The sequence below is a fragment of the Superficieibacter sp. 1612_C1 genome, from assembly GCF_015234305.1.
In the GTDB taxonomy this organism is placed as follows: Bacteria; Pseudomonadota; Gammaproteobacteria; order Enterobacterales; family Enterobacteriaceae; genus Superficieibacter.
The window spans coordinates 339933-362441 of the sequence record NZ_JADGMI010000005.1; the positions used below are offsets into that span (position 1 = coordinate 339933).

General features: G+C 50.3%; 28 protein-coding genes and 2 pseudogenes. 10 read left to right on the forward strand and 20 right to left on the reverse strand.

Annotation, left to right across the window (positions count from 1 at the left end):
- Nucleotide 1: 1 nt before the first annotated feature.
- The 16 genes and pseudogenes from INT84_RS18405 to INT84_RS18480 all read right to left on the reverse strand — a co-directional run bounded on the left by INT84_RS18405 (nucleotide 2) and on the right by INT84_RS18480 (nucleotide 9281).
- Nucleotides 2-493: a DUF5983 family protein gene (locus INT84_RS18405; protein ID WP_194207954.1), complete on the reverse strand. Its 492-nt coding sequence runs from the start codon at nucleotides 491-493 to the stop codon at nucleotides 2-4.
- Nucleotides 490-879, reverse strand: a complete 390-nt coding sequence (locus INT84_RS18410) for a TA system toxin CbtA family protein (RefSeq protein WP_194207955.1) — start codon at nucleotides 877-879, stop codon at nucleotides 490-492. Before INT84_RS18410 ends, INT84_RS18405 begins: the two co-directional genes overlap by 4 nt.
- Before the next feature lie 51 nt (nucleotides 880-930).
- Nucleotides 931-1290, reverse strand: a complete 360-nt coding sequence (locus INT84_RS18415) for a type IV toxin-antitoxin system YeeU family antitoxin (protein ID WP_194207956.1) — start codon at nucleotides 1288-1290, stop codon at nucleotides 931-933.
- A gap of 22 nt (nucleotides 1291-1312) precedes the next feature.
- Nucleotides 1313-1534 (reverse strand): DUF987 domain-containing protein, encoded by a 222-nt coding sequence (locus INT84_RS18420; protein ID WP_194207957.1) that lies wholly within the window; start codon nucleotides 1532-1534, stop codon nucleotides 1313-1315.
- A gap of 11 nt (nucleotides 1535-1545) precedes the next feature.
- A pseudogene (gene radC / locus INT84_RS18425) lies at nucleotides 1546-2025 on the reverse strand (DNA repair protein RadC).
- A gap of 11 nt (nucleotides 2026-2036) precedes the next feature.
- Complete coding sequence (locus INT84_RS18430; protein WP_194208090.1) at nucleotides 2037-2516, reverse strand: antirestriction protein; 480 nt, start codon at nucleotides 2514-2516, stop codon at nucleotides 2037-2039.
- A gap of 352 nt (nucleotides 2517-2868) precedes the next feature.
- Nucleotides 2869-3687, reverse strand: a complete 819-nt coding sequence (locus INT84_RS18435) for a DUF932 domain-containing protein (RefSeq protein ID WP_194207958.1) — start codon at nucleotides 3685-3687, stop codon at nucleotides 2869-2871.
- Nucleotides 3688-3791: 104 nt separating this feature from the next.
- The gene (locus tag INT84_RS18440; RefSeq protein ID WP_194207959.1) at nucleotides 3792-4025 is read right to left on the reverse strand and encodes a DUF905 domain-containing protein; all 234 of its coding nucleotides are present in this window, start codon (nucleotides 4023-4025) and stop codon (nucleotides 3792-3794) included.
- A 342-nt stretch (nucleotides 4026-4367) separates the two neighbouring features.
- Nucleotides 4368-4880 carry a DUF4234 domain-containing protein gene (locus INT84_RS18445; protein ID WP_194207960.1) on the reverse strand — a complete coding sequence of 171 codons (513 nt, stop codon included), beginning with the start codon at nucleotides 4878-4880 and terminating at the stop codon, nucleotides 4368-4370.
- Between the two features lie 60 nt (nucleotides 4881-4940).
- Nucleotides 4941-5417, reverse strand: coding sequence for a hypothetical protein (locus INT84_RS18450; RefSeq protein WP_194207961.1), 477 nt, complete (start codon nucleotides 5415-5417; stop codon nucleotides 4941-4943).
- 46 nt (nucleotides 5418-5463) lie between these two features.
- Nucleotides 5464-5775 (reverse strand): hypothetical protein, encoded by a 312-nt coding sequence (locus INT84_RS18455; protein ID WP_194207962.1) that lies wholly within the window; start codon nucleotides 5773-5775, stop codon nucleotides 5464-5466.
- A gap of 12 nt (nucleotides 5776-5787) precedes the next feature.
- Nucleotides 5788-6087: a hypothetical protein gene (locus tag INT84_RS18460; RefSeq protein ID WP_194207963.1), complete on the reverse strand. Its 300-nt coding sequence runs from the start codon at nucleotides 6085-6087 to the stop codon at nucleotides 5788-5790.
- A gap of 45 nt (nucleotides 6088-6132) precedes the next feature.
- Complete coding sequence (locus tag INT84_RS24250; protein ID WP_228066339.1) at nucleotides 6133-6639, reverse strand: hypothetical protein; 507 nt, start codon at nucleotides 6637-6639, stop codon at nucleotides 6133-6135.
- Nucleotides 6636-7361 (reverse strand): YafY family protein, encoded by a 726-nt coding sequence (locus INT84_RS18470; RefSeq protein WP_194207964.1) that lies wholly within the window; start codon nucleotides 7359-7361, stop codon nucleotides 6636-6638. Before INT84_RS18470 ends, INT84_RS24250 begins: the two co-directional genes overlap by 4 nt.
- A 302-nt stretch (nucleotides 7362-7663) precedes the next feature.
- The gene (locus INT84_RS18475; RefSeq protein ID WP_194207965.1) at nucleotides 7664-7960 is read right to left on the reverse strand and encodes a hypothetical protein; all 297 of its coding nucleotides are present in this window, start codon (nucleotides 7958-7960) and stop codon (nucleotides 7664-7666) included.
- 352 nt (nucleotides 7961-8312) lie between these two features.
- Nucleotides 8313-9281 carry a hypothetical protein gene (locus tag INT84_RS18480; protein WP_194207966.1) on the reverse strand — a complete coding sequence of 323 codons (969 nt, stop codon included), beginning with the start codon at nucleotides 9279-9281 and terminating at the stop codon, nucleotides 8313-8315.
- A gap of 1637 nt (nucleotides 9282-10918) precedes the next feature.
- Between INT84_RS18480 and INT84_RS18485 the strand changes: the two genes are divergently transcribed.
- On the forward strand, nucleotides 10919-11305 hold the full coding sequence (locus INT84_RS18485; protein WP_194207967.1) for a VOC family protein: 387 nt from the start codon (nucleotides 10919-10921) through the stop codon (nucleotides 11303-11305).
- Nucleotides 11306-11393: 88 nt separating this feature from the next.
- On the opposite strand, the gene INT84_RS18490 is transcribed toward INT84_RS18485, so the two are convergent.
- Together INT84_RS18490 and INT84_RS18495 are read right to left on the reverse strand one after the other, a co-directional pair.
- Nucleotides 11394-11894: a hypothetical protein gene (locus tag INT84_RS18490; RefSeq protein WP_228066340.1), complete on the reverse strand. Its 501-nt coding sequence runs from the start codon at nucleotides 11892-11894 to the stop codon at nucleotides 11394-11396.
- 153 nt (nucleotides 11895-12047) lie between these two features.
- Entirely contained in the window at nucleotides 12048-12209 is a 162-nt protein-coding gene (locus INT84_RS18495) for a hypothetical protein (protein WP_194207968.1), read from the reverse strand.
- Between the two features lie 232 nt (nucleotides 12210-12441).
- Here INT84_RS18495 and INT84_RS18500 point away from each other — a divergent pair, with 232 nt between their 5' ends.
- The 5 genes from INT84_RS18500 (at nucleotide 12442) to INT84_RS18520 (ending at nucleotide 15178) form a co-directional block, all read left to right on the forward strand.
- Nucleotides 12442-13011: an inovirus Gp2 family protein gene (locus tag INT84_RS18500; protein ID WP_194208093.1), complete on the forward strand. Its 570-nt coding sequence runs from the start codon at nucleotides 12442-12444 to the stop codon at nucleotides 13009-13011.
- Between the two features lie 154 nt (nucleotides 13012-13165).
- Nucleotides 13166-13408 (forward strand): AlpA family transcriptional regulator, encoded by a 243-nt coding sequence (locus INT84_RS18505; RefSeq protein WP_194207969.1) that lies wholly within the window; start codon nucleotides 13166-13168, stop codon nucleotides 13406-13408.
- Nucleotides 13409-13707: 299 nt separating this feature from the next.
- Nucleotides 13708-14130, forward strand: coding sequence for a putative zinc ribbon protein (locus INT84_RS18510; RefSeq protein ID WP_194208094.1), 423 nt, complete (start codon nucleotides 13708-13710; stop codon nucleotides 14128-14130).
- On the forward strand, nucleotides 14118-14537 hold the full coding sequence (locus INT84_RS18515; protein ID WP_194207970.1) for a putative zinc ribbon protein: 420 nt from the start codon (nucleotides 14118-14120) through the stop codon (nucleotides 14535-14537). The genes INT84_RS18510 and INT84_RS18515 overlap by 13 nt, the downstream gene beginning before the upstream one ends.
- Before the next feature lie 83 nt (nucleotides 14538-14620).
- Nucleotides 14621-15178 carry an inovirus-type Gp2 protein gene (locus INT84_RS18520; RefSeq protein WP_194207971.1) on the forward strand — a complete coding sequence of 186 codons (558 nt, stop codon included), beginning with the start codon at nucleotides 14621-14623 and terminating at the stop codon, nucleotides 15176-15178.
- Nucleotides 15179-15272: 94 nt separating this feature from the next.
- Here INT84_RS18520 and INT84_RS24455 read toward each other — a convergent pair.
- Together INT84_RS24455 and INT84_RS18525 are read right to left on the reverse strand one after the other, a co-directional pair.
- A pseudogene (locus tag INT84_RS24455) lies at nucleotides 15273-15323 on the reverse strand (hypothetical protein); the annotation flags it as partial.
- Nucleotides 15324-15363: 40 nt separating this feature from the next.
- Nucleotides 15364-15957 carry an AAA family ATPase gene (locus INT84_RS18525; protein WP_228066341.1) on the reverse strand — a complete coding sequence of 198 codons (594 nt, stop codon included), beginning with the start codon at nucleotides 15955-15957 and terminating at the stop codon, nucleotides 15364-15366.
- 19 nt (nucleotides 15958-15976) lie between these two features.
- Here INT84_RS18525 and INT84_RS18530 point away from each other — a divergent pair, with 19 nt between their 5' ends.
- Genes INT84_RS18530 through INT84_RS18545 form a run of 4 tightly spaced genes read left to right on the forward strand, consistent with a single transcriptional unit; the run spans nucleotide 15977 to nucleotide 22386 of the window.
- Nucleotides 15977-16564, forward strand: a complete 588-nt coding sequence (locus INT84_RS18530; protein ID WP_194207972.1) for a restriction endonuclease subunit S — start codon at nucleotides 15977-15979, stop codon at nucleotides 16562-16564.
- A gap of 41 nt (nucleotides 16565-16605) precedes the next feature.
- A complete protein-coding gene (locus INT84_RS18535; RefSeq protein ID WP_194207973.1) occupies nucleotides 16606-18213 on the forward strand; it encodes a type I restriction-modification system subunit M in 1608 nt (535 codons plus the stop codon).
- On the forward strand, nucleotides 18210-19412 hold the full coding sequence (locus INT84_RS18540) for a restriction endonuclease subunit S (RefSeq protein ID WP_194207974.1): 1203 nt from the start codon (nucleotides 18210-18212) through the stop codon (nucleotides 19410-19412). Before INT84_RS18535 ends, INT84_RS18540 begins: the two co-directional genes overlap by 4 nt.
- 58 nt (nucleotides 19413-19470) lie before the next feature.
- The gene (locus tag INT84_RS18545; protein ID WP_194207975.1) at nucleotides 19471-22386 is read left to right on the forward strand and encodes a type I restriction endonuclease subunit R; all 2916 of its coding nucleotides are present in this window, start codon (nucleotides 19471-19473) and stop codon (nucleotides 22384-22386) included.
- Nucleotides 22387-22509: the final 123 nt, after the last annotated feature.

Below are 22509 nucleotides of genomic sequence, written 5' to 3' on the forward strand. Positions count from 1 at the left end.
GTTACCAGTCGAAGGTGGCGAAGCCTGGCAGCACTTCGCCAAAGGCATCCAGATGAACAATACCAGCGGCGTAGCGACGGATAAGCGTCACCACTAACCGACGGCAGGCTTTCGACAGGCCGAGACGTTTGAGCCGTAAGACCGGAAATGACAACGCGCCCAGGTAGAGCAGATAACCCGATCCGGTGTACGAAATCCATTCCTGGTCGCCAAAGTCTTCATGCTGGTGCGAAAGGGTATACAGCAGGCTGTTATCAGCTTCGGAGATATGTGCGGTACTGCACTGAATGCCGTTAACGCGGGCGACGGGCGGAAGCGGATCTTCGACAACCAGTTTTCCGGGCTCGTCAGCAACGCGAAGGGAATAACCGTTGTCACAGACCACATCGATCAGCGCAGCCAGTTCAATGCCGTCAATATCCACAGCAATCCGGCCCGCATTCAGGGCCAGAACGTTGATGACATCAGCTTCTACCGTCAGGGATAACTTCATTGCTGCACCCCACGGTATTTGCCGGTGGTGATATCGGTCACCACTTTGTAGCCGTTGCGGGTCATCAGCCCGGTGGCTTTGCGGGCGCGGAGAATATCGATACGGGTGAGAAGCGGCGACTGTGTTTCGGCACTGAAGCCGTGACGATCGGTGCGAACCAAATCGTATTTTTCCACAATAAAATTCACGGCGTCGCACAGTGATATACCGGCGTCAATATGCTCCTGAATCACGCCATCGTTGCCGAAAGGTGTGTCGTTGAGCGTGAGACCGTAGTGGCGGTCCAGCAGGTGGCTCAGTAGGCGCTGCCACACGGCAATCGGTGACACAGGCGATAACCGCTCAATCTCAGCGGCCCGTTTTGCGGATACAGGATAAATTTTCATTGTTGGATCTCTTTGTTGATAGGTAAAAACGAGGGTAAGCAGGAAGAAGGTTTACGCGGTTGCAGCTGGCGTGGGATAAATCGCCAGGTACACGTAACCATGCGATCCGAGGGTGTCCGCCTCGCATACCAGCCCTTTTGCGTAGAACGTGACGCAGTGCTGATGGCGGGGATTGAGTTCACCGGAAACCAGCATTAATTCCAGCTGTTTGAGCAGAACCGGAAACGCCTGATCGAGATGGCGTAAATCCGCCTTGCTGAACGTTCCGGTGATGCTGGCGCGGTCAGCCAGGTAGTAAAGCCGGTTGCCCTCCTGCACCAGTCGTGCGCCAAAGCACGGCGTGACGGTGGGTTTAAGCCCCCACCAGGGTTCGGCAATATCATGGTTTGCTACATTTGTTGTGTTCTGCATTTAAGTAATCCTTAACGATGCGTTAATTCAGGGTAACGCTGCGCAATACGACATACGGGCCGTTGCGGTTCTGACGCCGTTCTGCGAAGACGGCCAGCACACCGCTGATATCCTGGACCTCCCGCCCGGCATAGTGGCAGACGCTGCCAGACCATTTATATTTACCCGTGCACAAGCGAAACAATCGGGACTGCGGATGCTGGCGGTATATTGTCATTGCCTGACGTTTGCTGATGATTTTCATCCCATTTCTCCTCAGAGCCAGCCACGTTCAGAAAACGAGGTGATCTCCATACCGCCCACTACCAGGTGATCCAGAAGACGAATATCGACCAGTTCCAGTGCGGCTCGCAGGCGTTCTATAATGTTACGGTCTGCCTGGCTGGGTTCCGCCTCCCCGGAGGGATGGCAATGAGCGACAATGATTGCGGCGCAGTTATGCTTCAGACCGGATTTCACCACTTCACGGGGATGGACCTGCGTATGGTTGATGGTACCTGTGAAGAGCGTTTCGTGGGCTATGAGGCGATGCTGGTTATCGAGGAAGAGTGCGGTAAATTCTTCGCGCTCCAGTGAGGCAAGTTAAAGACGCAGCCAGTCGCGGACCGTATTACTGGACGTAAATGACGCGCCGGGTTCGCGTAGCTGGCATTCCAGCAGGATTAATGCTTTCCTGACCGTCTGCTGGTCGGCAGGGGCTAATTCACGGGCAAACAGCGGTAACTGTTGTTCCATAGCGGCTGACCTCAGTCGATGATGTGCATGATGGCGTTACATTCTGCGTGGTTCAGCGCGTAGTCCCGCAGGCGGTAGTAGTGCTCCGTCATGGCATCGCATTCGGTGCGCATGGCGTGGTGGCTGTAAGTCATCAGACAAGCTGCTATCCCGGCTGCTTCAGCGCTGAGCTCACCGCCATTGCCGTTCATGGTGCTGAACAGCGACCAGGGCTCATTGCTGTCATCGTCAGCTTCCAGGGCCATAAACGCGCCGCCGTTGCTGAGCGTATAAAAATTCCAGATACCCCCGCTGTAGGCCGCGCAGAAGCGGTCCATCCAGGCGAAGACGGTGGGTTCTAAAGTGATCCACTGCGGTATGCTGCCGAAGTGTTGCGGCCAGAAGTCCACACGCTGTTCGTCCGGTACGAGCGTGGCGGTCAGTGTGGAGGCTTCATCGGTAGATTTCGGACGTAACAGTTTGTTATCGTTAAGGTTGATAATGTCGGCCATGTCAGTTGTTCCTTTTGTAGAGGTCATACGCGCACTCCCTCCGGGCAGGTGGCGTGTAAGTCGTGTGATTTTTGGGTAACATGCGTGTTGTGTTACCGGCAGGTGATATCTGCAGGAGGTACGTTCAGATGTAACTGTGGGCAGGACTGCGCATAGCCATCCTCATCACAACGTGATGGCCAGTGGCCTTCAGGAAGACTTAACTGGCAGAGGCTGAGCTCACCGGGTCGGTAGAGAAGATGTGAGCACCAGGCGCACAGGTCGTCGTCAGAGACGGAACGGCAACCTGTCCGGTGGGTCAGTGAAAGCGGATATGGCGCCACCTGAATCACTCCCTCGGGAATACGTGGCATTACTTCAGCGTCTCCAGCAGACTTTCCGCCATCACCCAGAGCGCCCTGTTTAACTTAACGTCACCCTCTATGCCGTTAACTGCACGGGTGTGAGTACGTTTTCCCTGTGCGGTGCGTCCGCTCAGACCTCCTTTGAGCAAAGACTCCTGAATGCGGTTATAGATGGTCCACAGGTCGTCCTGCCGGTCCTCATAGCGACGTGGTGTCAGTATCTGAGCAGCAGTCACCGGCTGGTGCTCTTCCCCAAAGCGGTACGTCAGTGCGGCGTTCGCCAGGGCGTGTTGTGCAGGTGGTGGTAACAGCAGCGACTGCATGGCGTCACGTTTCTCTTCCACCCGATCAAAGACGCTGAGCACTTCATAAGCCCCCTCAATCACTTTCCCGGCCACATCGCCACGATGCGGCACGCGAATTTCACCGAACGACTGTCCGCAGACGAGTCCGTTGGTGCAGATGGCTCTAAACAGCCCTGGCAGCATCTGATATGAGCTGGAGCCATCGTGCGAGTTGAGCAAAATGATCTCCGGTGCCTGCTGACCGGTTATCTGGCCGGTACGACGCAGGCGCAGCAGGTGTTTAGTGTGCTCGCGGCGGCCCGGGTCTCGTACGCGTGACTGGCAGGCGAAGAAGGGTTCAAAGCCTTCACGTTGAAGATTTTCGAGCAGAGTGATGGTGGGGATATAAGCGTATTTTTCGCTCCTGGATCCGTGGCGATCTTCACTGAAGACACTGGGAACGACCTGCATCAGTTCGTCACGGGTTAAGGGGCGGTCGCGGCGGATCTGGTTTGTCCGCCCAAAACGGCTGGCTAGTTTCATGGTTAATACCTCTGTGATTGCTTAAACGGCATAAACAAAAAAGCCATGCTCCTAAAGGAACATGGCCTGTTGGTGGGGTTGCTGGTGGGGTGAGCGATGGCGCGTCAGTGCCGGGGGATCCCGTGGCTGAGCAGGTAGCGGTTAAACCAATACCCGGCGCTGGCTTCAAAATTCCACGCCCGCCAGATCAATGTCCCCTCGCTGTCACGGATGACCAGCCGAAAATGCGTCCCCTGGTCGTCTTCAATGGAGACGTTCTGGTACGCCGACACGATGACCTCAGCCTGCCTGCGGGTAAATGGGCCGGACGGTAGTGGGATATCGTCAGTGTTGAGCATCGTCATCTCCTGATAAGCGTCATAAAACAAAATGCCCCGCTCAGTGAGCAGGGCATCAGTGGGTTAAGTGTGTCGCGATGAGTTGCAGTATCTGCTCCATGAGCGCCGTGATTAAGGCCGCTACCAGCAGGGTTGCCGTCTGCCTGGCGATATCAATGCTGTCTTCGTCGTAGCCTTCTTCGCGGAAGTGGTTTTCCGCAAACTGCTGTGCCCAACTGCTGACGCAGGGTGCTGAACATCATTTTCATTAATGTCATTGGGTTAAATCTCATGGGGAGAGCACCCGGACGGATTTGGGGCATTCTGGGATGCCCCTGCCGGGTAAATAAGAGAGGAACGATGTTACTGCGGTGACGGTGATTCCGGCGGCACGGGGACCTGACCATGAATAATCCGGTGTTTCGCCAGCGCCTGTGGCATGTCGTTAATGCAGTATGTAATGTAGAAGACGTTAAAGGCGACGGTCCAGAACGCGTTCATTCTGAGGTCGAAGCGGAAGGTGTTCAGCGCATAGTGACGCAGCGCGGCTCTGGCCTTAAAGGCCCAGACGATGTACATCACGCCACAGGAGAGCGACAGAATGCCGCTTAAGGCCAGCAGCGTATCGCTGCCCGTGTCGTACCCTGCCAGGTCTGGTGAGGCCATGACGCCGAACTGTCGCCCGAGTCCAAAGCAGACGGCCAGCCAGATAACGAAGATATCGCTGCTCACCGGAAAACCGGTGGTGTCGCTGATAATCTGCTGTTTTCGGTACAGCCAGAGCAGCGGCCAGATGCCGCAGGTGGCGACGGTGAGTAGTACAAAATGCAGGGTCGGGGTTGCCAGGCGCTGGCTGAGGGTGGCGATGTCGGTCATATCGTGTTTTTCCTTAATGAGTTGAGCTGTGAAAAATGGAGATATCATGCTGAACGGCGACTACCCGGCGGTGAGTGTCGTGCATTCGGGCATATCAGCCAGAACCTTGTGGACGTTGCCGGCCGAAGGGGTAAAATGCCCCACTTTTTTGTCGTTGACGTAAACGTCAAATGACGTTGCCTTTCTGATGGCATCAATGAACGACAGCCAGGCGTTATCGCCGTTACGCCAGCCGAGAGAGGATGGCAACGGGAACGGCTGGTCATCCGTGACGACGGTGATGGCGGTTTTCTCATCCTGTGAATCGGCACCGCTGCCGTTGCCGTCAGGCAGGGTGAGCATGACGTGATGCTGCAGGATATTCTGGTCGTCAGGGTTGCCGGTGCAGTTCAGGTTCAGCATCACGTTTTCCGGGCTGGTGATGATGTATTCGGTCACCCCCATACCGAAACCGCTGCTCCACATATTGGGGACAGCCTGTGCCGACATGGCAAAGGTCAGTAATCCTGCTGACAGGATGGCGTGCATGAATCGCATGGTGTTTTTCCTTCTGAGTTAAAAATGTTGTTGAGGGGCAGTCCTGTTACATGAGTTGTTTACCCACGGCGATAAGTCCGGCCAGCCAGCCGATACACTGTGGGCCTGCGAGCCAGAACAGGCGGGCCTTGAGCAGCCCGGTCATCCCTTCGCGGGTGTATACCGCGTCCGGCATCAGCCACAGTCGAAGCGCTGCGCCAACTGTCATACCGGCACCTGGCCCCAGCGTCATCCAGAACAGGTACCCCATCCCCTGACCAAAGCTACGAATTTCGCCGGTACTCCCGAACACGTTAAACAGCACGACCACAAGCGCGATGGCGAAGGCAATCGCGAAATATTTAATGACAAGAGCCATGTTCAGATTTCCTTATTTTCTGCACTGCTGAGCGGCACTCAGCATGTTGTCCATGAAACGTGGTGGGACATAACCGTACTGCTGGTTCATCCTGAGCAACTCGCCGTGGGGGTATTTCGTCAGCAGGATGTCGTAAACGCAGCCACAAATAGCGGTGGTGCCGCCACCGGATTTACAGCCCCGGATAAACTCGCTTTCGGCTTTGGATTTTTCGTCGCCGCAGCCGCTGAGTGCCACAACAGAGAGCAGCAGGCAGAGTACGGACAAAACGGGGGCCGGGTGGCGCGAACCACCAGAGAGGGAAATATTCATGAAAACGTCCTGGAATAAGCAGAGGGTTGAGTTTGATTAAACTGGTTAAAAGCCATCCTGTTGGGGAATGTCTTCATCCTGCAGGGCGTGGCTGATGTCGTTAACCACCGTGTCCGGATCAAGCGTAATTGTCGCCAGATGCTTTCCGGTATCGGGACTCCCCCGGTACACATCGAGCGCGGCAAAGGGTTTACCTTCATCATTGCTCCCGGCTGACACCTGGTAGGTGGTATCGCCGTTGCGGACGCTAAACTCCTGCAGGCTGATAACCTGGTTGCTCTGGTACGCGTAGCGTGTTGCCTGAGCCGGAACGGTAATATCCATCTCCTTATGTTCCGCACCGGTCTTACCAAACGAATACGATACCGATGGGGTGACGATGCAGATTTCGACCTCCTTTTTGTGGTTCAGGGTCTGTGCATAAAAGACGGGCTTTGCGCAGCGATGATAATGCGCGTCGCGCAGGGTATCGGATGTGTCTGCGTGCGCCGCAGGCAATAATGCCAGCGTCATTCCGACGCATAACAACAGCAGGGCTGTGGGGTGTTTCATAGCCGGGCTCCTTTTAGTCCGGAGGTGGCTTCCGGGAACACTCCCCGGAAGGAATGAATAACGTTACTGATGAAGCGAAAGTGAGGCAGCGCTGAGATAAACTCCTCGCTGGCCGTCAGGGCATCAAGCTCAGGCTTGTTGCGAAATGAGGTTTCCAGGACCGTAACGGCATTGATTTCTTCCATCCTGAAAACCTGGAGGGTTCTGGCGCGGGTGGTGACCAGAAACCAGTTTTTGCTCTGGAAGATAAGACGGTGTGGTGCCACGGTTTCATGAGTGCGTCCGTTAACCTGCAGCGTGACGGTGTGGTGATCGCGAATGGCTTCCGCCAGCAGTAAAAATGACGCTGACTGTGTGACTGCCGACGGTAAGCCGCCATGCCCGATAAGACAGGGCGATATCCCCGACGTGCTGGTGAGCAGCCGGATGAGCTTTCTGTTCTGAATGGGGATAATCCCAGAAATCCCCGTATTGTGGATAAAGGTGGATGTATCCGGCGAATGGGGCCGGAGAGGGCGCCGGGCAAGGCGGTAGGCCCCGCCGGAATACTCAATACCCAGGTGGAGCAGGCGCTGCTGGAAATCCCGTTGCAGCGTGCGTTCTGAGACAGCAAATTCATCAGCCAGTGATTTCAGTACCAGGGCATGGCCTGTCAGTAGCCGACTGATGATGACAGACAGCCTGACGGCCAGGCGGTCATAACGATCGTGTTGTCCTTTCATTCTGAAATCAGCCTCCGGCTCTCCGTATGCTCCTGTTGATGGTGGATAATTATGCCGTACCGGTTCGCCACGTTATGTCGTCGCTTTATGGTGGATAACGTAATAATTATGACAACAACCCTCTTTCGTTAAGTGGCTGTAAGAAAAGGAATATGGGGAAGTTCGGGCAAGGAATGTGATGGTCTGACGACACATCCTGTCGTTTAAGCCGGGTGGCCGGAGGGATAAAACAGGGGCGGCTCTGGCTCAGAAAACACCGGGCTACAGGGCCCGGTGGCACTTATGGCTGATACCACTGAACCTCACGGCACACTGAAGGTATGTTCACACTGCGTGCAGCCATATTCATCAAATACCGTCCCGTCCAGCTTTGCACCGGCAACCGCTCCCGCTACTGCGCCAGCGCAGGCCCCCGACAGAAAACCGATTAGTCCTCCCGCCAGTGTGCCGACCACCGGGACCGCTGAACCAATCAACGCACCGGCCGTCGCCCCTTCAAGACCGGCAAGCCCCCCGGCAATTGCCCCGGTCACCCCTCCTGTTTTTTTACCCATATGGCGCATCTGGATGTTTTGCGAACCGCAATTCGGACACTGCATTTCTTTTCTCCCTTGTTACTGGCAATAAAGCCGCCTGAATAAACAGGTGGGCCGTGTATAAAAACGGCCCTGATACCGGAACAGGGAATGTGGCGATGGCAGCGCCGGAACGGGGGAAACATGCACGCGGGTATTTTGCAGGGCAGTTCACCGGGGAGACGGAACAAGGGGAGCGGCAGGGCATCAGAACCCCGTTTTTTCTTATCAGGCACATTAACCTCCGTGAGTGAAATAACGAAACGGCAGCATTTCTGCTGCCGTTCTCACACAGGTAATATAGGTCTGAAATTTTTTGAATGCAGTTATCGGTCTGCATTATCGTCGCCAATTGTTTTGTTTCCGCGCGATGCTCTCACTCACCACCACAAGTTTTACGGTAATGGTCATTAATCAACGTTTCCAGCATATCGCTGATACGAACCCCGCTGCGTTCAGCCATAAAGTCCAGTCGTGTTTTGGTTTCGTTCTTCAGGTACGTATTGAGTGCTTTTTTATCGGTGCGGGACTGACGCAATTTTTGCTGGTTCCAGGCTTTATTCAGATTCAGCAGGAATAAACGCTTTGTATCTGGAGCATCATCCCATAAATCGATCGCGGCACGCAGGGCTAAATTGCGCTCAGAATGACTCAGGGGGGTAAACCAGGTACTCAATCCCAGAGAGGAAAGCATAAATGAAAGCCCGCCGGTGGGCACATTTCTTTCTTCCTGTAGTGATTTAAGGCTATTCCATGCCCACAGTACCGCCTCTTCTTCATCAGGTAACCATTTCAGCGGGACGGGTTTGCTGTAAATATTTTTCCACTGATCTTTGAGCCTGTCCATTACCTGGCTCTTGAGGTGATTAACCGGTGGGGCAGGAATAATAATCCAGTCAAAGAAATTGAAGAGCAGCTGTATTCTTTCCCGGTGACTTGTCGGGGATTTATTGAGCTGAAGGAACTGATACCAGTTCTGATCGTAACGTGCATCTCTTGATGAAGAAATCCCAAGCGTCAGATCGCCCACGGTATAAAGATAACCCCATAACCAGAAAGCGGCCCGTTCATCGCGTTCAAGCCAGTCAAAACGGTCAGCCGGTAAGATATTCTCGTCACAGGCGGTATTTATTTCTGCCAGAAGCCTGTCCTGCTGTTCTTTATCAGGATAGTGCTGATTGATGAGTTGATTGGCGACCTGATGGCAGCTGTCTGCATCCTGACGGTTTACGCCATTTGTTCTGATGTTTTTATTAATACCCAGCCAGTCAAGACAGAAATTACAGATTCGGCTGTCGCGGGTCTTTATCGGTGTTTTCCTGCCATCATTATAATGTATTGCCATTATCAGTACCTCATAAACTAAACTACACAGTAGTTGTTGATGTAGTGATTATCGTAGCAACACAGTAGCATGGTGATGGTTTTATCGTCACTGAAAAGTACATCTGGTAGTCATCGTGAAGTGATATGCTGGTTTGATGTGGGTTGGTTAAGGGTTTTACTACGGTATTATCATCGTTGTTTTTAATGTTTTCACTCTTTCCTGTCTCTGTTTTTCTGCATTTTTCATTCTTACATGGCTCTCTTCAAGCTCATCTTATCCTCCTGTTCGTCTTCCTGCACGCTATCGTCTTCACCTCCATCAGTGATGTCTGTTTTTACTCAGGACGTATTGACGGCATCACACAGGGTTCACCCTTCGTATTTATAATTTGTTGCTCAGTAGCAGGAGTAAGGGCTTCTTTGGAGCAGGGTATTAACAGGTTGAGGTCATGTGATGTCTCGGTTTTTTATTCTTCTTGCTGAAGAGATAATTCCAGAGTGAATGTACATCGCTTTTATCTCGTGTGGCCACCGCCTGGTGCCGCTGGCTCTGGTATTACTGTCAGGTATGGTGTGTTGGATTGGTATTAATATATTAAAGAAGAGATTATTATCTTAGTGGGTTATTATCTTAAGGATTAACTTCAAAGGTTACTTAAGGGTAAGAGGTAAGTAATGCTGTTCAGTCGATATACTGCCTGAGAGAAGATGTCACTACCCGGTAACGATTACCTATGTTGAAAGATGCTGAATCAGTGAACAGTTTTAACCGTGGGAGTAAATTGTGATGACTGTAACTGAGTCGGGAAGTTATCATTGCGGGAAGTCATATATCCTTGTGAAGGAAATGCCATTGTCAGAGTGTTAGACGGCATTGAGAGGGTGACGGTTATTCGGGCTGGATTATTACAAAAGCTAAAGGTGTAAAGATTATAAATTCGAGAATAACGACGTGATAACAGACTGCCGTTTATTCGATATCTGTGGTAGTGAGGGATTGTCAGAGCATTAATGCGTTAACAGGCAATCATCAGACTGAGAGATATTGTCACTGGTGCATAAGTCTTCATTAAGCAGGGTATGGCTGTTATCAGATTAGCCCGTGTATGTACTGGCAGTTAACCCGCACTCAGTATCTGGTGAGCGTTATTAGCGCTATTCACCAGGCATAACGTTCTTTTACCATCGCTGGCTTTGACAGGTAATAGCGTCACCAGTTATTACGATACGCTCTGTGCTTATCCATGGGGTGCGTATCCGGGCATGGTTTACGTCAGTGAACTATCCTGCAGGGACGGTAACCTTTATCGGGAGTAATAGCCAAAGCAGATATTTCTGGCGGGATAACGACATTAAGCAGAATACCTGTTGTGCATTATTGCAAATGACTGGCGGGTGTTTATACCAGGAATAAGTAACGCACTGAATGTGCGTTATTGACTTAACGAGTGAACGTTATACTTCTGTCTGTCTCACAGGCTTCCTGTGCATCCGTATTAGCGTATTAAATACATCAGGGAGGTGAATCTGTGTCTGAATGACCTGCGCTGCGCCTGATGCGTTACAGTGTGTTTAAACTGATGCTGGTTGCTGCATCGTTTGGTATTGTCCGGGTAATGTCTTAAGAACGGAATCAGCGTAAGGTAAAACAATCCAGTGAAAGCAAACGTCAGGTACGAGTTTCATCATTTCGGTATCCCGGTGCAGGACGGGGATAGCGCCGGTAAGTTCAGTGCCAGTGCCGGTCTGTATACCACGGATAATCCCGGTAAGTTTCGGGTGCAGTGGCATCGTTTTACCGATGACTCTCCACTCCATCCCTTGCTGAAAACGGTTCGGCATGTGGCGTTTAAGGTCAGCAGCGTGGCTGAGGCAATAGCAGGTGAGACGGTTATTCTGGGGCCTTATGAACCCATAGACGATTACCGGGTGGCCGTAATTGACGACAGTGGCGTGCCGGTTGAGCTGATTGAAACCACGCTCAGCGATGAGGAACTGTGGGCGCGTGCAGCATCCGGTCAGGGGAGTCTGTATTGCAAGTGAGATGCTCAGAGGGCCATCAGCTCCCCCTGTCATCAGGATCAGCCCCCACTGGCCCACGATGAAAAAGGGGTAATGACGACGGCTCGCTTTACCGTACTGCACTGTAACCCTGTTCTTTCAGTCGATGACGGGTACGCTTCACATAAGTTGCGTCAATGAGCTCATCCGGTGGAAGATCGCGTGTGATATTAAAAATTGTCGCCAGTGCTGCATCCGAAAGTTTAAACATCCGCGGCAAAGAGTAGTAGTTCCCTGTTTTTTGCTCGTTAATATTATCAAATAGCTTCCTGAAGAAATCCGTCATTGAAGGCCTGCGGGCGTTGATAATCGCCTCTGTCGCGTCATCTGCAAAGGTAATCTCCACCTCTTCCATCCCCAGTGAGCGAACGATACCGGCAATGTCAGGCCAGTATTTGAGATCGAAACGATTAAGTCGCTGCAATTCTGGCTTCAGGTACAACTGGTAATGACCGTTCCCCTCTCCGGCATCATCGATAAATTCGGTGAGTTTATGCATGCGTTCGCAATGAAAGTGGCCGCTCTTATCTATCAACGCTGAGCGTCGTTCCAGCATTTCAGCCAGTTGCATGCTCAGGGCGCTGATATCGTCATTCAGGACTACAAGCTCCTGATGATCAGCCCGCAGTGTCGCAAAACGCTCATCGGTGCCAAAGCTACCGGCATGAATAATCTGCTCAATCAGTATCCAGAACTGTTGCCTGGAGAGGTTACTGGACGCTATCTACCTGTACACCAATGCCATCTCATCATGACGTTCAATCAGCCGATTAAAAACAGGCCAGGTTGAAGGCCAGGATGGCGGAACGGTCTTTTGCCAGTTGTGAATTTTCTCTTCCAGCAGTGCCAGCGCAATAGCGGCGGCTTCATCAACGTTAATAATCATCGATATTTCCTCTGGTTTTCATCTTCTGATTGCCATTATTCACGAATGTCCCTTATGTGTCGGTAACGGGAGGGGCGTTTTTATACAGCTTTCGGGGTACTTCGTTGTTTCTGACGTATTCCCGCGAGACTGTGAGCTGCACCCGTGGAGTCGTTACTGTACGAACGCCAGAAAGTACTTTTTTACAGCACCGGTAATGGTTATGAACGATAACCCACCGGAGTCCATTTCAATGAGTTACACCTACCACCCTTACTGGCAGCAACGTATTGCTGATACGTTCAATTGCGCACTTAACGCTTACACCCGTGTACTGGCTCTGCGCGTTGACCTCCGTCTGCCGGATACGCCAGCGGCCACTGATGCTGCTGTTATCTCCCGCTTCACCGATGCCCTGAAAGCCCGCATTGCTGCCCTTCAGACACGTCAACGTCGCGAGGGCAAACGCGTCTGGCCGACCACGCTGCGTTTTGTCTGGGCGCGTGAGTTTGGTGAAATCAAAGGGAAGAAGCATTACCACGCGGTGCTGTTGCTGAACCGCGATACCTGGTGCGGGCCGGGGGATTATAAAGACCCGGACACGCTTGCCGGAATGATTAAGCAGGCGTGGTGCAGCGCCCTGCAGGTGGATGCTGAGGCTCACACCGTACTGGCCCGCTTTCCGAAAAGCCCGGTGTCCTGGCTGGAGCGTGGGAACCATGCACAGCTGCAACAGGCACTGGCGCAGGCCGCTTATCTTGCCAAACGCGAAACCAAAGTCACCGATGATGGCGAGCGTAACTTCGGTTGCAGCCGAGGCTGAGCTTGAGTGTCAACAGTCCATTCTGTCGGGCACTGACCGCAGCCCGGTATTTTTTTACAGATGAACCTTATCCTCTGAAGGAGAACCGGCATGTCGTTGATTCAACGGCACCGGACGTCTCCCGACAACCATTCTTCAGAGGGAGATAACGAACATGACCACACCGAATACGAATAACGTCAGCACCGCAACCACCACACTGCTTTGCGCAGAAGACCCGCTTATCGACATGACTTTCATTACCACGTTTACCGGGATGACCGACAAATGGTTCTACAAACTGATTGGCGACGGGCTGTTTCCGAAACCCATCAAGCTGGGGCGCAGTTCCCGCTGGTATAAAAGTGAAGTGGAATCCTGGATACGACAGCGCATTGCGGATTCCCGTGGCGTCTGAGCAGAGGAGACAGCTGAATGGAAAAGCGACGCCGTACTCAGCCATGGAAAATACCCCCGTGCTGGACGTGTCCCCGTTGCCGGCGACAGTACTGTGGTGCCAGACCTTGCCCCGTTTGTTTTCGTCCCTCCGGCGCATCTGCGCAACCGTAACCTTTCTGTAGCCCTGGACCGGTCATCGCCGGTACCGACCTGCTAACGCATAACTAAACCGCCATTCACATCCTGCCATGCTGCCCGTACCGGGACGGCTGATGCCTGCGTGTCGTCTGGCGGTAAGGCGCAAAAATTATGAATACGATGTACGCAAAATCCTTTATGGCTCTGGACGGCAACGACCGCCTTACCGGTGCCAGAACTGCGCAGACCGCGCCGTATGACCGCTATAGCTGCCATCTGTGCGGCAGTGCCCTGCAGTACCATCCTGAATACCAGACTGAACGCCCGTGGTTTGAACATCATGCAGCAACGCTTTCGGAGAACGGGCGACAGTACTGCCCGTATGTTAATCCTGAACTGAAAGAAACCCGCATTATCCGGCAACTGCAATCTTATGTACCGGAAGCCCGTCCGCTGGTTTACCGCGCCGACTGGCACTGTCACGGCTGCAGCAGTGATTACCACGGTGAACGCTACTGTATGACCTGCCGAACGGGGGAGCGCAGCTATGCGTTCAATGATGCTGATAGCCGGATAACGGAGGTGACGGCATGCGCATGCTGAAGTGTTATCTGGCAAACGACCGCGAGGGCCACTTCGCGACAGCCGGGGAGGCCATGAGTGCACCGGGACAGATATGGAGCTGCGCATCCTGTGGATGCCGTCTGATACTGCATGCGGGTATGTATGAAGACCCGTGGTTTGAGCATGACCAGCAGAGCGTGGCCCGCAATGTGCTGATGGCCTGCGCCCATCTTGACCCGGAAGTGAAAGCTGAAGTCCGGCAGCGAAAGCTGCGCAGTATCATCAACGGGCTGGAAACGACGGTGATGTCGCTTGCCTGGTACTGCGTGTGGTGCGGTAACCATTACCAGGGCGTGAAGCGTTGCCCCCGGTGCCTGACCGGTATCTACAGCATCGAGGAGGTGAACTGGCAGATGAATTACCGCTGTAACACCCTCCCCGGGTAAGCCCGGTGCGGGTTTTTCACATCAGACAGACCGTCCTGCCCGCCAGCATTCTGCCGGCTTCAGCCAGAAGAGAAAAGAATCCCATGAATAACCATTACTCCGTCGCTGCAGGCGGTAACGCTTCGGATGCAGCGAATACACGCGCATTTCTGCAGCAGGCCGTTGACCATTACCCCCGACTGGTAGCGTTCAGCTTTACGCTGGTGTTGCCGTATCAAGAAACCATGACCGATTACCGCTCGCTGATCCTGCGATTTCACACTGAGGTCTGGCAGCGAACGGGGGAATACTCACAGGCGCGCCAGCAGGAACGTAAGAATTCACCGCCGACGTTGTTACGCTGGATATGGGGTTCAACCTGTGCGCCAGAATACCAAATGGTGCTGATGATGAATCTTGATACGCTGGCGCCCATTACACAACCTGCTGAAAGCTCTCTGCAGGCGTTCAGTGGCATCATCCGTGACGCCTGGCGAAGGGTAACAGACGGGAAGCATGAAGGCGTGGTGGATATCACGCCGCTTGTCATTAACCGTTCCGCGCAGGGGACTTTCGCATTGCGCTTCGGTCAGCTACAGGAGAGGGTTAAGGGCATGACCTTGCCCGTCATGACGGCGAGAACGGGCGTGATCAGCACGTGAGCTCTGCAGCAAAGCCGGGACTGTGCGTGGTAAGGATAACCTGACAGACGGCTTCGAGAGACAGGGATTTAAATGACTCAATCAGGAACCGCTGCTAATTAGGATGCTGTGAGGTTTCGGGCTCTTCAATAGCGTAGATGATACTACGACGATTGCAGGACTTAAGTCGTCGTTCTGCTTCGGCCTTAAAAAAAGCTCACCAGCACCAGACGACGGACTCCACTGCCACGCTTATTCAGCGGGATCCCTCCGTCAGTGTTGAGACCAACGGAGAATAGCCCCAGCCATTTTGCCGATGTGGAAGGGGTAAATTCAGGGGTAAGCTCGCTTGCCAGGCCTGGCTCAATGGTCTTCAGCGCTTCATGTGTGTTTCGGGCAATCTCTTCTGCCTTTTGCTGGAGCTTCAACTGGATGCTGGCGATGTCGTCCTGGACTTCCGCCAGTGCAGCCGTAATGGCGGCTTTCATCGGACTTTGTACTTCATCGTCGGAATCCCGGCTGCTTCTGTCGCTCTGGAAGAGTGCAAACATGGGCAACCAGCTCTCGATTTGCTCCCAGATACGCTTTGTGTCCTCTTTGGCTTTGCTGACGGGAAGTAGCATTTCCGTCAGTTGCAGATCTGCTGAGACCGCCCATATGGCTTTTCGCATCCCGGGAGTCCCCTTAAGCGAAACATCGAGACCAAGCTCTTTCACCTTGGCCTGAAAACGAGAGTTATACGTAATAAATTTAAATTCAGTTGACTTCACCACCCGGATTGATAGACTCACCACACGCATTGTAATTTAAGTTTATTCAATGAAAGCTGAGCCAGTACCCTATTCCACCGTTGCTTCATTTACTCCCGGTGCCCATGTCAGTCGCATCAGACAAAATGATGAGGCTAAAGCATGTCGCTTTTACGCGACCGAGCAGTTCATGAGTGACTGCTGGCAACCGGGTAATACCATCAACGTTTATAAAGAGCAGGTTGTGCGCCCCACCCAGGCTGTTCTGTCAGTCCGGACGGGAGATGTGGTCATTAGCCTGATCCATGGTAAGGCCGCTATCGTCAGCCCTGAGCATACCGGGCGTCTGCTCAGTAATAACTATGTCAGGGTCGAAGTTGACGGCAGTAAGGTTGTTCCGGCGTGGTTTGTCTGGCACTTCAATGAAAGCAGGGAAAGCTGCCGCCAGCAAGCTATGGCAACGCAAGGGTCAACGTTTGTATTACGTTTGTCTCTTACTGAGGTACGTCAGTTTACTGCAACGCTGCCTCCTCTTAATAAGCAGAAGGCAATCGGTGGACTCTATTTGGCAACTATTGAAAAACGCCATTACCAGGAGCGCCTGGCCACACTAAACGAACAACAGATCCTGAGCCAGCTCAGTGATATGATTCAGTAACTATCCCTTAACCGGGACTTACAAAAACAACAGGAAGAAGTATGTCGCCCCAGATTGAAGCGCAAAATTTGAATGAACTGCAAAGCCGCCTTTGGAATATTGCTGATACGCTACGTGGCAAGATGAATGCCGATGAGTTTCGTGACTATTGCCTTGGTTTCATCTTTTACAAATATCTTTCCGAGAAGTTTGTCACTTATGCCAACAAAATCCTGAAAGAAGACGGGATTAAGTATAACGAGCTGACCACTGAGCATCCGGCTTATCAGGACATCATTGATGCGGTAAAAGACGACAGCATTCAGACGCTGGGTTACTTTCTGCCCCCAACTGACCTGTTCCACACCATGGCTCAGCGTGTAGCGAAAGATCAGAAAGGTGCAGGAGAAGGTTTTATTCTCGAAGATCTTGCTACTACTCTACGTAATATTGAGCAGAGCACCCTGGGCACTGACTCCGCAGATGACTTCAGCAACCTGTTTGAAGACCTGGATTTAGGCTCCAGTAAACTGGGTAATACTGCCAAAGCAAAAAATGAGCTGATTGGTAAGGTTATCACCGAACTCGACAAACTGAGTTTTAATCTGAGTGAAGCCAGTTCTGACATACTGGGCGATGCTTACGAGTATTTGATTGGGCAATTCGCTTCAGGTGCAGGTAAAAAAGCGGGAGAGTTCTATACACCGCAGCCGGTTTCTACGTTGCTGGCAAAAATTGTTACTACTCACAAGCTCAAACTGAAAAACGTCTATGACCCGACCTGTGGCTCTGGCTCTCTACTGCTGCGTGTAAAACGTGAAGCCTCTTCCGTAGGTAAAATCTACGGTCAGGAGATGAACCGCACCACCTACAACCTGGCACGTATGAACATGATTTTGCATGGCGTTCACTATGCTGACTTTGAAATCATGCAGGAAGATACGCTGGAACATCCGCAGCATACGCATCTGAAATTTGATGCGATTGTCGCCAACCCACCGTTCTCAGCCAAATGGAGCGCCAGCCAGCTGTTTATGAACGATGACCGCTTTGCGCAATACGGTAAGCTCGCGCCGTCCAGTAAAGCGGATATGGCATTTGTGCAACATATGTTTTACCACCTGGAAGATGACGGCACGATGGCGGTGGTTCTGCCTCATGGGGTCTTATTCCGTGGTGCGGCAGAAGGACACATCCGCAAGTTCATGATTGAACAGTTGAACTGTATTGACGCCGTTATCGGGCTACCTGCGAATATCTTCTATGGTACCAGTATCCCAACCTGTGTGCTGGTGCTGCGTAAGTGCCGTAAACACAACGACGGTATTTTGTTTATTGACGCAAGCAACGACTTTGAGAAGGTGAAAACTCAGAATCGCCTGCTGCCGGAACATATCGACAAGATTGCAGATACTTACAACGACTGGAAAGCTCAAGAGAAGTACAGCCATATTGCGACGCTGGAAGAGATCCGCAACAACGATTACAACCTCAATATCCCGCGCTATGTCGATACTTTTGAAGCAAAAGATGAAATTGACCTCAATGCGGTAGCACATGAGATTCGTGAGCTGGAAGGAAAAGTGGCTCAGATCGATAAGACCATTGCTGGATTCTGTAAAGAATTGGGGATCGATGCGCCATTTGTACAGGCGGAGGATAAAAAATGATGGTGCCAAAGTTAAGATTTAAAGGTTTTAGTAAAAATTGGTATAGTAATAAACTGGAAAATATTTTTTCATTTAAGAATGGACTCAATGCCAGCAAAGAGATGTATGGAAATGGCATTAAATTTATTAATGTTCTAGATATCATTAATAATGATAAAATTACATTCGATACGATTCAAGAAAGTGTACAAGCCACAGATGAGCAGATATCTTCTTATCAAGTAAAGCAAGGCGATATACTTTTTCAGCGTAGTTCGGAAACAAGGGAAGAAGTTGGGCAAGCTAATGTATATGCTGATACTAACACTGTCTTATTTGGTGGTTTTGTAATCAGAGGCAGGCCGTTAGTTAAGCTAAATAGCGCTTTTATAAATTATCAACTAAAAACTGACATATTGAGAAAAGACTTAACCCAGAGAAGCGGCGGTAGCACCAGATATAATATTGGACAAGAATCTTTAGGAAAGGTTACGGCTTTTTTCCCTGAATTGGAAGAGCAAAATAAAATTGCTGATTTTTTGTCTTCTATTGATAAAAAAATAGCACTTTTAAACAAACAGTATGTTTTATTGAATCTGTATAAAAAAGGAGCAATGCAAAAGATTTTCTGTCAAGAAATCTTCTTTAAAGATGATAAGGAAGAAAAGTTTTCTCAATGGCGTGAACTAGTTTTAGGTAATGTATTTGAACAACGTACAGAAAGAGCTTTCGGAGATGAGGAATTATTATCTATCTCTATTAATGGAGGTATCAAAAAATTTGATGAGACAGTCAGAAAGAATAATTCCAGTTACGATAAAAGTAATTATTTGAGAGTATACTGTGGTGATATTGCTTACAACTCAATGAGAATGTGGCAAGGTGCGAGTGGTGTGTCATCCTTTGATGGTATTGTTAGCCCCGCATATACAGTGCTTAAAGGTAATAGTAAACATAGTAGTATTTTTTTTAGTTATATGTTCAAAACGGACAAAATGATTTTTGAGTTTCAAAGGCACTCTCAGGGACTGACATCTGACACATGGAATCTAAAATATGCTCAATTAAAAACTATAAAAGTTAAAGTTCCTTGCTTACAGGAACAATTGAAGATTTCACATTTTCTTTCTTCTATCGATCATAAACTCACTTTAAAAAAGGTGGAACTAGACAAATTAAAAATCTGGAAGCAAGGCCTGCTCCAGCAAATGTTTGTATAAAAATAATTCGGCTCGGCCAGATCCAGACCCGCATAACAACGAAAGGCACAACATACTGATGGCAACGCAAAGCGAATACGAGTTAGAAACGCACCTGATCAACCAGCTGGTGGGGATGCACTACGAACTGGTGAATGTTACAGACGAAGCCAGTATGAAAGCCAACCTGCGCAAGCAGATCGAGATTCATAATCGGCTGGAGGCTGCCCCTCTCACCGACAGCGAATTTAACCGTGTTTTCCTGCATCTGACCAAAGGCAATGAAGTGATCGATCGTGCCAGAATCCTGCGTGATCGCTACCAGTTGCTGCGTGATGACGGTACGGAGAAATGGCTCAGCTTTATCAACAAAGACGAATGGTGCCAGAACGAGTTTCAAGTCACTCGTCAGGTTAAGCAGTTTAATGCCGAGCAAAAAACTCGTAAAACGCGCTTTGACGTTACGCTTTTGATTAATGGCTTGCCTTTAGTACAGATAGAGCTTAAGCGACGTGGGCTGGGCCTGAAAGAAGCCTTTAATCAGATTGACCGTTACCATCGGGATGCATTCTGGGTTGGTAGTGGTCTGTTCCAGTATGTTCAGTTGTTTATTATCAGTAATGGTGTTGATACTAAGTATTACGCTAATAATCGGGCTAACCATTTCGAGCAGTCCTTTTTCTGGACAGACGAGAAAAATGAACCCATTAAGTCGCTGGAGAAGTTTACAGAAGCCTTCCTGAAAGTTTGTCACATTGCAAAAATGATCACTCACTACACGGTACTGAATGAAACCCGTAAGTGCCTGATGGCCATGCGACCCTATCAGTACTATGCCTGTGAGGCGATGATTCGCCATGTTAAGGACAGTCTTCACCTACAGGGCAAACCCCGTAATGGCTATATCTGGCATACCACAGGTAGCGGGAAGACCTTAACCAGCTTTAAGGCCAGTCAGGTGATCATGTCCATGCCTGAAGTTGATCGGGTTATTTTCGTTGTCGATCGTCGCGATCTGGATTATCAGACAGCCAAAGAGTTTAACAGTTTCGCTAAAGACAGCGTAGATACCACTAACAATACCAGTACACTAATTAAGCAGTTAAAGGCCAACAACAGTAAACTGATACTGACCACCATTCAGAAACTGAACAATGCCATTACCCATGAAGGATATAAGGCACAGCTGGAGCACCTGCGTAAGGAACGTATTGTCTTTATCTTTGATGAATGCCACCGCAGTCAGTTCGGTGAAACTCACAAGGCTATCGTAAGTTTCTTTGAAAATGCACAACTGTTTGGCTTTACCGGGACCCCGATTTTTGCCGATAACGTCAATATTACTAATGGTATCAAGCAGACTACTGAAATGCTGTTTGACAAATGCCTCCACAAGTATGTCATTGTCGATGCCATCCGTGATGAGAACGTATTGCGCTTTGCCGTGGAGTATGTAGGAACATATCGCCGTAAAGAAACCAGTAATGAGATCGATATCGATGTGGAAGATATCGACACCAAAGAGGTCATGGAAAGCGATATCAGGCTGGGCAAGATAACCGACTACATCCTAGCTCACCATAATGCAAAGACCCGAAACCGTGAGTTTACCGCAATGTTCTGCGTGGGCTCGGTGGACATGCTGATTAAATACTACAAACTCTTTAAAGACAAACAAACAGAGCTTCAGCAGGCCGATCCAGGTTACAAGCCGCTGCGTATCGCAACAATATTTACTTATGCAGCAAACGAAGCGGACAAAAGCGATAAGGAAGCGGTTAACGGCTTACTGGATGAAGAAGACATCAGCCTGCCTCAAGGCGGGAAAATCGATATCTCGAGCCGGGATCATCTAGACAGCTTCATCAAGGATTACAATACGCTGTATGGCACCAGCTATTCAGCTAATGATTCGCAAAGCTTTTACAATTATTACAAAAACATTGCACAACGAACCAAAGAAAAAGGGATTGATATCCTGCTGGTGGTCAATATGTTCCTGACGGGATTTGATAGCCCAGCTCTCAATACGCTTTACGTTGATAAAAACCTGCGTTACCACGGGCTGATACAGGCATTCTCCCGTACCAATCGTATTCTTAATGAGAAGAAAAGCCACGGTAACATCGTCTGCTTCCGTAATCTCAAGAAAGCCACTGATGATGCCATAGCGTTATTCTCGAACAAAGACGCATCTTCAGTCGTGCTGGTTAAGCCTTTTGAAGAGTACCTGAGCGACTATCAGGCTGCTGTAGATACCTTGTTGACCCTGACACCTACAGTGGAAAGCGTGGACAGCCTCCCTGATGAAAAAGCTCAGCTTGCTTTTGTGACGGCTTTCCGTGACATGATGCGACTGAAGAATATCCTGGAGAGCTTTGCTGATTTTGATGAAGTGAGTAAGCCTTTATCGGATCAGACTCTTGCCGATTACACCAGTAAATATCTCGATATTTATGACAAGGTGAAAAAACGCACTGGCAAAGATAAAGTCTCGATTCTGGATGAGGTCGATTTTGAAGTGACACTAATTCATCGGGATGAAATTAATGTCGGCTATATCCTGAGGCTACTGGCTGGCATCCAGGCTATGCCACCTGAAGCGCAGCAGGAGCAGAAGAAGAAGGTCATGGATATCGTTGACAGTGACGTCACGCTGCGCAGCAAACGCGAACTGATTGATAATTTCATCGAAGAAAATCTGCTGAATGTTTCGCATGATGAAGATATCACCCAGACCTTTGAAACCTACGTTGAACGTGAAAAGCGTAAAGCGGTTGCAACGCTATGTGCTGAAGAAAATCTTGATGAAAGCAAAGTTACCGCATTACTGGATAACTACCTCTTTACAGATGTGGCCCCACGCGAGGACGAGGTAGCCAGGGCTCTAACGTGGACGCCAAAGATCCTTGAAAGGAAGATGGTGCTTAAACGTGTATATGACAAGGTTTGTGGCGTGATTGATACTTTTATCAACGGAATGCGTGGGTTCTGACGGTAGCGAAGCCCCAATTGGGGCTTCGCTATTGATATATTTACCCGGTTGAGCGAAATATTGTAGGTGAAAAGTAAATGATTAATTGATATACTATAAAATAATTGTACGCAGTATTTGATA

What these genes read in the sequence shown, in the direction of transcription:
- INT84_RS18525 (WP_228066341.1), bottom strand. Translation starts at nt 15,957, where the DNA reads ATGCGTGTGGTGAGTCTATCAATCCGGGTGGTGAAGTCAACTGAATTT.
- INT84_RS18435 (WP_194207958.1), bottom strand. Translation starts at nt 3,687, where the DNA reads ATGAAACTAGCCAGCCGTTTTGGGCGGACAAACCAGATCCGCCGCGAC.
- INT84_RS18450 (WP_194207961.1), bottom strand. Translation starts at nt 5,417, where the DNA reads ATGCGATTCATGCACGCCATCCTGTCAGCAGGATTACTGACCTTTGCC.
- INT84_RS18505 (WP_194207969.1), top strand. Translation starts at nt 13,166, where the DNA reads ATGACCACACCGAATACGAATAACGTCAGCACCGCAACCACCACACTG.
- INT84_RS18515 (WP_194207970.1), top strand. Translation starts at nt 14,118, where the DNA reads ATGCGCATGCTGAAGTGTTATCTGGCAAACGACCGCGAGGGCCACTTC.
- INT84_RS18535 (WP_194207973.1), top strand. Translation starts at nt 16,606, where the DNA reads ATGTCGCCCCAGATTGAAGCGCAAAATTTGAATGAACTGCAAAGCCGC.
- INT84_RS18530 (WP_194207972.1), top strand. Translation starts at nt 15,977, where the DNA reads ATGAAAGCTGAGCCAGTACCCTATTCCACCGTTGCTTCATTTACTCCC.
- INT84_RS18440 (WP_194207959.1), bottom strand. Translation starts at nt 4,025, where the DNA reads ATGCTCAACACTGACGATATCCCACTACCGTCCGGCCCATTTACCCGC.
- INT84_RS18480 (WP_194207966.1), bottom strand. Translation starts at nt 9,281, where the DNA reads ATGGCAATACATTATAATGATGGCAGGAAAACACCGATAAAGACCCGC.
- INT84_RS18545 (WP_194207975.1), top strand. Translation starts at nt 19,471, where the DNA reads ATGGCAACGCAAAGCGAATACGAGTTAGAAACGCACCTGATCAACCAG.
- INT84_RS18420 (WP_194207957.1), bottom strand. Translation starts at nt 1,534, where the DNA reads ATGAAAATCATCAGCAAACGTCAGGCAATGACAATATACCGCCAGCAT.
- INT84_RS18475 (WP_194207965.1), bottom strand. Translation starts at nt 7,960, where the DNA reads ATGCAGTGTCCGAATTGCGGTTCGCAAAACATCCAGATGCGCCATATG.
- INT84_RS18445 (WP_194207960.1), bottom strand. Translation starts at nt 4,880, where the DNA reads ATGACCGACATCGCCACCCTCAGCCAGCGCCTGGCAACCCCGACCCTG.
- INT84_RS18470 (WP_194207964.1), bottom strand. Translation starts at nt 7,361, where the DNA reads ATGAAAGGACAACACGATCGTTATGACCGCCTGGCCGTCAGGCTGTCT.
- INT84_RS18495 (WP_194207968.1), bottom strand. Translation starts at nt 12,209, where the DNA reads ATGATTATTAACGTTGATGAAGCCGCCGCTATTGCGCTGGCACTGCTG.
- INT84_RS18540 (WP_194207974.1), top strand. Translation starts at nt 18,210, where the DNA reads ATGATGGTGCCAAAGTTAAGATTTAAAGGTTTTAGTAAAAATTGGTAT.
- INT84_RS24250 (WP_228066339.1), bottom strand. Translation starts at nt 6,639, where the DNA reads ATGAAACACCCCACAGCCCTGCTGTTGTTATGCGTCGGAATGACGCTG.
- INT84_RS18520 (WP_194207971.1), top strand. Translation starts at nt 14,621, where the DNA reads ATGAATAACCATTACTCCGTCGCTGCAGGCGGTAACGCTTCGGATGCA.
- INT84_RS18510 (WP_194208094.1), top strand. Translation starts at nt 13,708, where the DNA reads ATGTACGCAAAATCCTTTATGGCTCTGGACGGCAACGACCGCCTTACC.
- INT84_RS18410 (WP_194207955.1), bottom strand. Translation starts at nt 879, where the DNA reads ATGAAAATTTATCCTGTATCCGCAAAACGGGCCGCTGAGATTGAGCGG.
- INT84_RS18490 (WP_228066340.1), bottom strand. Translation starts at nt 11,894, where the DNA reads ATGCAACTGGCTGAAATGCTGGAACGACGCTCAGCGTTGATAGATAAG.
- INT84_RS18405 (WP_194207954.1), bottom strand. Translation starts at nt 493, where the DNA reads ATGAAGTTATCCCTGACGGTAGAAGCTGATGTCATCAACGTTCTGGCC.
- INT84_RS18430 (WP_194208090.1), bottom strand. Translation starts at nt 2,516, where the DNA reads ATGGCCGACATTATCAACCTTAACGATAACAAACTGTTACGTCCGAAA.
- INT84_RS18455 (WP_194207962.1), bottom strand. Translation starts at nt 5,775, where the DNA reads ATGGCTCTTGTCATTAAATATTTCGCGATTGCCTTCGCCATCGCGCTT.
- INT84_RS18415 (WP_194207956.1), bottom strand. Translation starts at nt 1,290, where the DNA reads ATGCAGAACACAACAAATGTAGCAAACCATGATATTGCCGAACCCTGG.
- INT84_RS18500 (WP_194208093.1), top strand. Translation starts at nt 12,442, where the DNA reads ATGAGTTACACCTACCACCCTTACTGGCAGCAACGTATTGCTGATACG.
- INT84_RS18460 (WP_194207963.1), bottom strand. Translation starts at nt 6,087, where the DNA reads ATGAATATTTCCCTCTCTGGTGGTTCGCGCCACCCGGCCCCCGTTTTG.